11 protein-coding genes are annotated in these 9,706 nt (G+C 61.1%); 8 read left to right on the top strand and 3 right to left on the bottom strand.

The features are described from left to right. From ABJK56_RS18430 to ABJK56_RS18410, 5 genes are all read left to right on the top strand, one after another. Positions 1-1,031, top strand: a 1,031-nt coding sequence (locus tag ABJK56_RS18430) for a DnaA N-terminal domain-containing protein (RefSeq protein ID WP_347246151.1), incomplete at its 5' end; no start/stop codon positions are given. Further along, positions 1,028-1,987 (top strand): WD40 repeat domain-containing protein, encoded by a 960-nt coding sequence (locus ABJK56_RS18425; protein ID WP_347246150.1) that lies wholly within the window; start codon positions 1,028-1,030, stop codon positions 1,985-1,987. The genes ABJK56_RS18430 and ABJK56_RS18425, both read left to right, overlap by 4 nt. Beyond that, entirely contained in the window at positions 1,971-2,864 is an 894-nt protein-coding gene (locus ABJK56_RS18420; protein WP_347246149.1) for a hypothetical protein, read from the top strand. Before ABJK56_RS18425 ends, ABJK56_RS18420 begins: the two co-directional genes overlap by 17 nt. A gap of 41 nt (positions 2,865-2,905) precedes the next feature. Further along, positions 2,906-3,457 carry a hypothetical protein gene (locus ABJK56_RS18415; protein ID WP_347246148.1) on the top strand — a complete coding sequence of 184 codons (552 nt, stop codon included), beginning with the start codon at positions 2,906-2,908 and terminating at the stop codon, positions 3,455-3,457. Positions 3,458-3,785: 328 nt separating this feature from the next. After that, the gene (locus ABJK56_RS18410; protein ID WP_347246147.1) at positions 3,786-4,358 is read left to right on the top strand and encodes a metal-dependent hydrolase; all 573 of its coding nucleotides are present in this window, start codon (positions 3,786-3,788) and stop codon (positions 4,356-4,358) included. Here ABJK56_RS18410 and ABJK56_RS18405 read toward each other — a convergent pair. Next, the gene (locus tag ABJK56_RS18405; RefSeq protein WP_347246146.1) at positions 4,330-4,899 is read right to left on the bottom strand and encodes a YkvA family protein; all 570 of its coding nucleotides are present in this window, start codon (positions 4,897-4,899) and stop codon (positions 4,330-4,332) included. The two genes, ABJK56_RS18410 and ABJK56_RS18405, sit on opposite strands and share 29 nt — an antisense overlap. A gap of 67 nt (positions 4,900-4,966) precedes the next feature. On the opposite strand from ABJK56_RS18405, the gene ABJK56_RS18400 reads away from it, so the two are divergent. After that, entirely contained in the window at positions 4,967-5,290 is a 324-nt protein-coding gene (locus ABJK56_RS18400) for a hypothetical protein (RefSeq protein ID WP_347246145.1), read from the top strand. Between the two features lie 144 nt (positions 5,291-5,434). Here the strand turns inward: ABJK56_RS18400 and ABJK56_RS18395 are convergent, their stop codons facing one another. Further along, entirely contained in the window at positions 5,435-7,015 is a 1,581-nt protein-coding gene (locus ABJK56_RS18395) for a hypothetical protein (RefSeq protein ID WP_347246144.1), read from the bottom strand. Between the two features lie 105 nt (positions 7,016-7,120). Continuing rightward, on the bottom strand, positions 7,121-7,663 hold the full coding sequence (locus ABJK56_RS18390) for a hypothetical protein (protein WP_347246143.1): 543 nt from the start codon (positions 7,661-7,663) through the stop codon (positions 7,121-7,123). Positions 7,664-8,039: 376 nt separating this feature from the next. Here ABJK56_RS18390 and ABJK56_RS18385 point away from each other — a divergent pair, with 376 nt between their 5' ends. Both ABJK56_RS18385 and ABJK56_RS18380 read left to right on the top strand, forming a co-directional pair. After that, on the top strand, positions 8,040-8,612 hold the full coding sequence (locus ABJK56_RS18385) for a hypothetical protein (protein ID WP_347246142.1): 573 nt from the start codon (positions 8,040-8,042) through the stop codon (positions 8,610-8,612). Between the two features lie 82 nt (positions 8,613-8,694). Next, entirely contained in the window at positions 8,695-9,603 is a 909-nt protein-coding gene (locus ABJK56_RS18380) for a WD40 repeat domain-containing protein (protein WP_347246141.1), read from the top strand. Positions 9,604-9,706: the final 103 nt, after the last annotated feature.

Genomic DNA, 9,706 nt, shown 5'->3' with positions numbered 1-9,706 from the left:
TACCCGGACCAACCCCACGCGCCGTGCACGGGCCTGACCAGTCGGTCCAGAAAAATCCAGCAAGCCGATCAGCTGACCGATCGGTTGCTGGTCAACAGATACCCGGACCAACCCCACGCGCCGTGCACGGGCCTGACCAGTCGGTCCAGAAAAACCCGGCGCCGCCGCGTGGCAAAGAGAGTCGGGTTGGCGAGATCACCAGAACTCTCCAGGAGAACGGGGTTTTCCCCCAAAACGCTGTGCGGATCGCTACCATCATGACAGAAATGGGCCTAGATCCCGTCCAGGCCATGGAGGTTTTCTGGGCAACCCTTCAGTCCGCCAGCCAATCGGCACCCACTGCCGAGGGGGCACTCGCACGAACCGTGTACAGACTGGAACAGGGCCTCTGGGATACCGAAGAGCGAGCGGCCCGGGCAGTCCGACATGCCCAATACGGGCCACCACCGCGCGGCAATGGGAAAACACCGAAAGGGAATGGGGCCGATACGATCGCCAAAATCCTCCAGGAGAACGGGGTTTTCCCGGAGAATGCTGCCCGGATCGCCGCCATGATGGCAGAGAAGGGCCTCAATCCCCGCAGGGCACAGGAAGTTTTCCAGGCAACCCTTCGCTCCACCTGCCAGTCGACACCGACTGCCGAGCAGGCTATCGCGCTGGCCGTATATCGGCTGGAACAGGGCCTCTGGGATACCGAGGAGCGGGTAACCCGGGCAACCCGGCACGCCCAATACCGGTCGTCGCCGCACAGTGATGCGGTCAAGCTCCCAGAGAGAGAGGTTCGGGGAGAATTGGAGGAAATCTGGCAGGCCACCCTGAATGAACTGCAGCTGGAAATGACGCGCGCCACCTTTGAGACCTTGCTGAGAGGGTCCCGCCCAATCGCCCGCGAAGGGGGTTCCTTGGTTGTTCAGGTTGCCAGCGAGTATGCCCGGGCCTGGCTGGAGGCCCGTCTCCGCCCGGTCGTGACCCGTGCCCTGGCACGGCAAGTCGGCTCTCTGACCGACGTGCGCTTTGTCGCGGCCGGATGATCCGGGTTGCCCTGCAACCGGCGACTTTGCGACCCGATCCCATGGAACTCATCCTGAAGGGACATACAAACCGAGTGCGATGCGTGGCCTTCTCTCCCGATGGCCGGATGTTGGCCTCTGGATCGCACGATCGCACCGTGCGGCTGTGGGACCCAGGCAGCCGTCGGATCCTGCAAACCCTGAAAGGGCATGCGCACTGGGTGCAGGACGTGGCCTTCTCCCCCGACGGCCGGATGCTGGCGTCCGGTTCGTGCGATGGCACCGTGCGGCTGTGGGACCTGGACAGTGGGCGGATACTGCGCACTCTGGTGGGGCATACAAACGGAGTGCAGTGCGTGGCCTTTTCCCCCAACGGCCAAACGCTGGCCTCCGGTTCATCCGACGGCACCGTGCGACTGTGGGACCTCACCACCGGAGAGATACTGGGCATCCTGCGGGGGCATACGGACTGTGTGTATCGCGTAGCCTTCTCTCCGGATGGCCGGGTGCTGGCATCGGGGTCCGGCGACGGTACCGTGCAACTATGGGATCCCACTACCGGGCAGATACTGCACACTTTGGAAGGGCATACGGACTGGGTGCGGGGTGTGGTCTTCTCCCCGGATGGCCGGATATTGGCCTCCGGGTCATGGGACCGTACTGTGCGGCTGTGGAACCCCGCGACCGGAAAGGAACTGCGCGTCCTGGAGGGGCACACAGCCCCAGTATACGACGTGGCCTTCTCTCCCGATGGCCAGATGCTGGCCTCCGGGTCGGTGGACCGCACCGTGCGGCTGTGGGACCCCGCTACCGGGCAAGTGCTGCACACCCTGGAAGGGCATCAGGGCGCAGTGTGGAGCATGGCCTTCTCGCCGGATGGCCGGACGCTGGCATCCGGGGGATGTGGCCGGGCGATGCGGCTGTGGGCCATCCACGAATCCATCGCGAGGGAGGCAAGAAATGGGCACCAATTGTGAGGTAGAGATCGTCTCCATTCTCCCCACCGACAGCGCGGCGACCGCCGTGGCGGTCGGACAGAACCGCGACAGGCTGTTCATCGGCGCGGATGGAGCGTTGCTGGTGGCAGATATCACAAACCCCGCCTCGCCCCGCTGGGTTGGGGGATGCAGTTTGCCTCCAGGGACCATCAAAGACATTGGCATTGGGGATACCATTGTCTATCTGGCTGGCGACAACGGTCTCCAAATGGTCGATGTCTCTCATCCATCCCATCCGCGCGCCCTGGGGTTCTATTCTGCGATACCGGATGCCTGGGGGGTGGTGATGTGGAATCCATATGTTTATGTGGCCAGCCGGCAGGGATGGCTGTCGATGTTGGAAGTTCCCAACCCGTCATCGCCGCAGGAAAAAGGGCGCGTCAAACTGCCCTGCCCCATCGCAGATGTGGCCCGATACGGCAATACGATCTGGGCAGCAACCACGGGGCGGGGGATTGCCATTGTCCACCCGTCCGATGATGGTCGCAACTGGCGTATGGATCCTTACCGGCCTGGCGGGGAAACAGACATCACGGGTGTAATGACAAAAAACCTCTGGGTTTATGCGACGACCCGAGACGGAAGATTGGCGAAGATCGATCCGTCACGGCTGGTGCTGGTTCATCGGTGCGACGGGTTGGGGCGGCCGGTGGGGGTGGCCGGTTCCGGAGAGGTCATTTGCGTGGCGGCGAACCAGAATGACCTCTGGGTCATCCGCGATCGTCCCTTTGGACTGGAGATCGCGGGGCATCACAAAATGCCGGGAGAGATCTGGCAGGTGGCTGCCTCGGACGACCGCCACGTGATGGTCGCCTGTGGTAGAGAGGGCGTGGCGGTGCTACAAGTCCGTTTTTGAGCCCGAGGATCTGTCGGACAAGGAACACGATGGGAGAACATATGTGGATCGTGTCGGCCATGATCGTGTGGATTGCCTGTTGTTTCCCCTCCTGGTGGTCTGTCCCGATCGCCACCATTGCGGGCGGAGGCATCCTGTATCTTGCCCCTCCTCCCGGCCCCATCGTGGCTGGGGGATGGTATAAGATTCTCGCTCTGGTACCGGTGGCGGCATACAACATGTATCTTGATGTCCGCTACCAAGTGGTGGACATCCGGCTGGATTGTATCCTCGCGCTTTTATGTCTCTTCCACGATCTCCTGTATACCCAGACGGTTGCCAGGACGCTGATGATCTGGGCACCGATCGGGGTGATGATGGCACTGGGGATCCGATGGGGAAAGGTTGGGGAGGGGGATATTTTCGTCGCGACCAGCACGGTTTTTGCCTCCGCCCCTCACCACACGATGTTCTTGTTCCTGCTGGTATTGTTGTCCGCCCTCTGGTCCCTATGGTTTCTTGTCTGTCGAAAACAAAAACAAACGAACATCCCCTACTCGCCTCTCTGGTACCTGGCAGCCATTGGGGGATGTTTGTCCATGACCGCTTACTAAGAGGGGCGGCTGGTCGTTGCCCCGGAGGTGCCACTTTGGGTCAGAAACTCGTTGGATGGGTTGACGGCAGCCCTGGATGGGATGGCCCGGGCCGCGGCCACATCGGCGGGCGCAGGAACCCCCCGGGACGGGCGAGAGAAACGCTCGCAGGCCGGACGGTTGGTCCGTCTGCCAGCAGGGCCAGCGCGACGGGTATGGAGGCTAGACTCTTTTCCGACCACGCCGACCGGATGGCGGCAGTGCATATGGCCTTAGAACAGTCAAAGATCGAAAGGAGGGCGGCAGTTCTCTGCCGGCTGAAAACCGGCAGCCCCCTGCCGCAGTGCTCATGACCAGAAACACTCACCTCGCCAGTTCTGCACTGATCCTCCCCCTACTGGCCAGTCTTCCACCCGCGGCCGTCGGGCCATGGGTGACCGGCACCGTGATCGGTGTGATTGCCCCGGACTCGGATTTTCCTTTTGGCAACCCCGTTCAGGCTTCTTTGAAAGAGATCCGCAGAAAGGTCCGGTCCCTGGGAATCATCGCCGGCCTTTTTTCCTCTGTCCTGCTCCCGGCGCATCTGATCGGGTATGCAGTGGGGTGGATCCTGAAAACGATCTGTTCCGTGTTCGGTTTGCCCCACAGGGGCATTCTGCATACCCCTACCTGGGGCCTGATGATGCTGGTGGCCGGATCCGGGATTTGGCTGTTTTCTCCCGGCGCCGGTGGGTTTCTCTTGGGAATGGGCACCGGGTGGATCCTTCACCTGGCACTGGACAGCCTCACCCCTTCCGGAATCCGATGGTTCGGGAAAAAGATTTCCGGCCCAATTGTAACAGGAGGCCCCGGGGACACGATCGTACGCTGGCTGATGATCGCGCTGGGAGTGCTCAGTTTGTTGGCCCGGTATGCTGGGTAGCCTGCTGGGAGGCCATAAACCGCTCTGCCGCTTGCCGGACCGTTGGGCGAACCTGCGGCGGGAAATCCCGGGCCCCTGTGCGCCGACACCAGTCCGCGAAAGGGACCAGTTGGTTCTGTCTCCATAGCAGATACCCGATCACTGTGACAATCAGGTCATCGAGGATCCCGACGATGGGCACAGCGTCCGGTATCACGTCGACCGGGGACATCAGATACAGGGCAATCAAGGCACCCGCCACCAGGAGCCAGGGGGAGAGGTGGGGAGCTTTCCCTTGGAGGTGGGCGTAAAGATAGGACAGAATGAGGGGAAGAAGCCCGGATCGCCGGATGCCATCGGTCGGTTGGGGAAGACCGTCGGCAAGTCGGGTCCCTTCTCCACCTCCGTCCTGGCCGCTTTTGCCATCCTCCGGGGAGGAAGCGGCAATGAAGGTCAAGAGTTGCTCCGTGTTTGCCGCAAGGTAACGAAGGATTTTCCGTAAGGCTTCGCCCGGCACTCGCAGGACATTGCCGTCTGAAAAATGTAGGGTTGCGTTGCTCATGTTCTTCCTCCTATCGCTGATGGTTTGTCTTTGATTATAGCAACACCGCGGGAAGCGGTGTGAACGGGTGGGCATCCGCACCCCCAAGCCGTGGTATCCTGGGAGCGACAACCGTCACATCCGCGAATCGCCGGAGAATCAGACCATGCGAAAAATGGATATGTGGATCTCTCCTGACACCTCATCTCCCCAAATGATTGTCCTGGCGCTCACCTGGGCGCTCAGGATTCTTGCCCTGAGGGGAGATTATGAGGCCCAGAGAGCATTGCTGGAGTTTCTCCCTGTTGTGGAATTCGTCTGTCCCACGATTCCCCCTTCGTACATACAGAATTTGGCCACACAGATCGGCAGACAGGGGATTCTCCCGATCGTTCTGGGGACAGAGGAATAAAACAGACTTCCACTCGCGGGCGGACCAACTCGCTCTCGCATATCGCCGGGCGGCCCGCGACTCTGCGGCCTTTGCCGGGGCACTTCCCGGAGACCCCCAGTGGAACTGTCGTGGGGCGCCGGGTCGCAGGTCGCACCGATGGCGTCAGTCGGCAGGGGGAGAGGAGCCGCTGCCACATCGGTGAATCTTGGCACATATATATCGTTGCAGAGCGGGGAGGATCCGCCGCGCGGTCTCATTCACCATGCGGACGGAATAGCTGCTGTCAGATGTATTGTAATAGTTGGCAGTGGAAGGATAGCAATAGCATCCAGGGACCTCCTTATTGTAAATTTTGCACTCCGCACCCCCCAGTTGCTCAATCGTCCCGCCCGGGGAGTGAATGCCGGGCAAATACTCTCCCATATTCGCACTGCGCCAGTAAGCCGTTGGATGCAGCATGGGTAGGGTGTTGGTGGGGATCCACCCCCCTTCGGGCCACCGGTGCCCGGCCCAGCACTCCGCGAACCGGGCGGGAGTACGATCCTGTACGCACTCGGCTGTTGCTTCTGGAAGGAGGAATAGGGCGGGATCGACGGAATACCGGTAGACGGTGGACCAAAGCCCCCCCCAATCCCTGTTTCTTGTCTGTACCAGTTCGTCGAGGGAGCGGATCATCTCGCCGGGGTTTCCCCGGAGTGTCGCGATCAGTTCTCTGGCCACATCTCCTGGCACAATGCTCGCCTGGTAATGACAATGGGGGACAAAATCTCCCGCGTAGCCGGATACAGTGGCGCACATGGCCATTGTGGTGCGCGGGGGATAAATCAAATCCATTTCCCAGGGTGTCTTTCCTTTTGCCGACGGGTGGGACATCACCTCTGCGGCTCTTCCCAAAGGAAGATAGGGATTTTCGCTGACAATATGGAAACCGCCGAAGAGAATCGCACAATCCAAACCGGGTGGGGCCTGCCCGTTCTCGAGATCGGCCATCGCTTGCTTGAACGCGACGATCGCTTCCGCATCTTCTCGCATCATGGCGGGCTCGAGCGCGCAGGGAGCAATGGACATCCCCCACCCACCCCGGACGATCAGGGGGGAATAGGGAATCGGAGAGACGATCACATTCTCTCCCGGCGCGTTCCAGGAGGTGTCCAGTCCTTCGTGAAATCTTTTGCCCCCCATATACCGCGAATAGCCATAAATGGCCGTCAGTCTCCCCACTGCTTCCGTGGACATCTTGCCCAATCGCAGGTACGTGGATAGGGGCTGCAAGGGGGTACCTCTCTCCGCCAGCGCGGCAATCTCTTCCCAGTCTACGGGAGAGAACAGACACGCGGTGGCAGGGGATAAAAAGGGAATGCCCGGAGCAACCAGGTGGACACTCTTAACAGGTACCGACACGGCATCCCGCTGAATGATCTCGTGGGAATAACGGGGATATGGTAGGGTGAGCGGACAGTCCGTGAAGGGGGTGAACGCAGCGAACCCACGGCGCAGGCGCACATCGTTTTCCGGCGAAAGGTATGTCCACAGAGAAATCGTGGTCGGAAATTCCTGCACCCCCAAACAGCCGCGCGAGTAGGGACGACAGTTGGAGGCGGTGATGACGTACACATTCGCGTTCACCGCAATGCCCATCACAGCCTTCTCTCCAGGAAATTCCTGTTGGGCCATGGCGGAAACGGCGAAAAACAACACCCCAGAAAACACAACCAGGATCATGGTCAGACATCGTTTCATCATTTCCTCCACCGATCGCATACCACTGGTCGCTGTGCGACCCTGCAACCCGCCCCATTGCAACTCGCGATATGGATGCAGAGCGGATCGGGCCCGCAAAGAACCCGTTTACCTGCCGGAATCCAAAACTACAAAAGGATGGTTCCTCAGCAATGAAATCAGCGATGAAACAGGAGGGTTCAGAGAATGGAGAATGGCTTCATCGACCATCACCACATCCCTGTCCCGGGGCGCCTGATGACATCGTCTCTGGGCCGTGACGATACCCTCTCCGTAGCAAGTAATCCCTTTGACCCCCCGGGTGTGCAGCCGATACACATCAATGGTGGGAGCAAAAACGATGGCAATACGGACAAAGATGTCTTCGAATAAGCGATCGCTGTTTCTCCATCGCACAACAGAATCGATGATGTCGCAGCTGGCATGGATGCATCGGCTGAAATTGGCGAACGTCAAAGGGGACAGGCGGCAATATCCACCCCCATCCCCGCCGGGAGCGAATAGCACAAACCCGTCCATCTCCAGCAGACGGTTGATCACGGAGAATATCTGCCAGAGATGTGCCGATTGCCCCTGCTGGATGAGGGTGGAGGAGCGTGTCAGATCCCACCACACAACCCATGCTGGCGCTCGGAAGGAAGCGGATACCATTTCACTCCACCTCTACCACGGCCCAATCGTCCGCGCGGACCGGTCTGGGTGACGACTCTTCCCGCCACAGAGCGCCCACCGCGATCGGCCCCACCAGTACCTCGCAACCTCACTCAGGCCGACTGGCTGGCTCTCCCGTCGTGACCTGCCATGGGGTCACGGGTTTCTATCGCGCGGGCCGGGCAAGTTTCCGTTGCCGTTGGGCTGTGATTCACCGCCCAAAGCGGTTTCTCTGCATGCCTTTCACCGATCGAACGCGAGCGAGTCGGTCCGTTCCTCTGCGCTCATCTTCTGCGAGCACGACGAGTCGTGCACCTGGCCAGAAATGACCGGCTGATAAGGTGTATTATAGCCCCATTGGCGCCTCGTGATCCGAATGCGCGGTCTGCCGGTTGGGAATGGAGTGGGTGCGATCCATTGGCCGTCCCCAAAGGCCCTACCGGGAGTTCCCCGGGAAGTGATGCCCGTGGAGATCCCTCCAGCGGCGAAACGGGCCAAAACGGTCTACGAGCCGTGGGCCGAGGAAGGAGGAGGGGCCGGTCATGGATTTTGCCCGGCGGGACGAAATCAATGGTGTCGGGAATATCCCTTAATAAAGGGAATGTCCCATGGGAAGCGCTATAATACCCATTGCCCCGATCGCAGCGGCTCATCACCACAAGAGGTGATGACCGGGCATACAGGCTGGCCTTCTCCCCCGATGGCCGGATACGGGCATCTGGGGGGTTGGGCTGGGCTGGGTGGATGGGGGAAAGGGCGCATCCCGGAAGGGCACAGAGACCCAGTGGGCAGCGTAGCCTTCTCCCCGATAGCCAGATACCGGCATCCGGATCGGGGGACCACATTGTGCGGCTGTGGGAACGCGCGCGTCCCGAAAGGACATCAGGAGGGTGGTATCGGGCGTGGCCTTCTCCCCCGATGGCCGGATACCGGCGTCTCGTTCGTTTGACCACACCGTGCGGCTGTGGGCCGTCCACGGATCAAAAGGGTCGCAGGTCGCAAAATCGCATCTCAACTGCGGGAGGTGAAAAATGGAACTGGCTCCGAAAGGGCATACGGGCTGGGTATACGATGTGGCTTTCTCCCCCGATGGCCGGATACTGGCATCCGGATCGGCGGACTGTACCGTGCGGCTGTGGGATCCCGCCAGCGGGCATCTACTCCGCGTCCTGGAAGGGCATACAGCCCCCGTATACGGCGTGGCTTTCTCCCCCGATGGCCGGATGCTGGCATCCGGCTTGTGGGACGGTGTCGTGTGGTTGTGGGACCCCGCCACCGGAGAGATCCTGCGCATCCTGCGGGGGCATGCGAGCGGGGTGCCCAGAGTGGCCTTCTCCCCCGATGGCCAGATGCTGGCCTCCAGTTCGTCCGACGGCACCGTACAACTGCGGGACCCCGCCACCGGAGAGAAACGACACGTCCTGCTGGGGGATATGAGCGGGTCCATCAGCATCGCCTTCTCTCCCGATGGCCAGATGTTGGCATCCGGCTTATGGAACGGTGCCGTGTGGCTGTGGGACCTCGCCACCGGGCAGGTACTGCGCACCATGGAAGGGCATACGCACTTGGTGAACAGTGTCGCCTTCTCGCCGAATGGCCAGATGCTGGCATCCGGGTCGGATGACCATACCGTGCGGCTGTGGGACCCTGCCAGCGGGCATCTACTCCGTGTCCTGGAAGGGCATACAGCCTCGGTATACAGCGTGGCCTTCTCCACCGATGGCCGGATACTGGCATCGGGGTCGTGGGATACCACCGTGCGGCTGTGGGACCCCGACAGCGGACGGGTGCTGCGCATCCTGAAAGCCCATGCGGCCCCGGTGTACAGCGTAGCCTTCTCCCCGGGTGGCCGGATGCTGGCATCGGGGGCAGCGGACTGCACTGTACGGCTGTGGGACCCCAACAGCGGGCGGGTACTGCGCGTCCTGGAAGGGGCATAGGAACGCAGGGTAGAGCGTGGCCTTTTCCACCAATGGCGGGGTGCTGGCATCCGGTCCGGTGAACCACTCCGTGCGGCTGTGGGCCATCCGCGAATCAAGAAGG

Source organism: Thermogutta sp., assembly GCF_039793925.1.
In the GTDB taxonomy this organism is placed as follows: domain Bacteria; phylum Planctomycetota; class Planctomycetia; order Pirellulales; family Thermoguttaceae; genus Thermogutta.
Note: the sequence above shows the minus strand (reverse complement) of the source record. Positions and strands in the feature narration are given on the sequence as shown.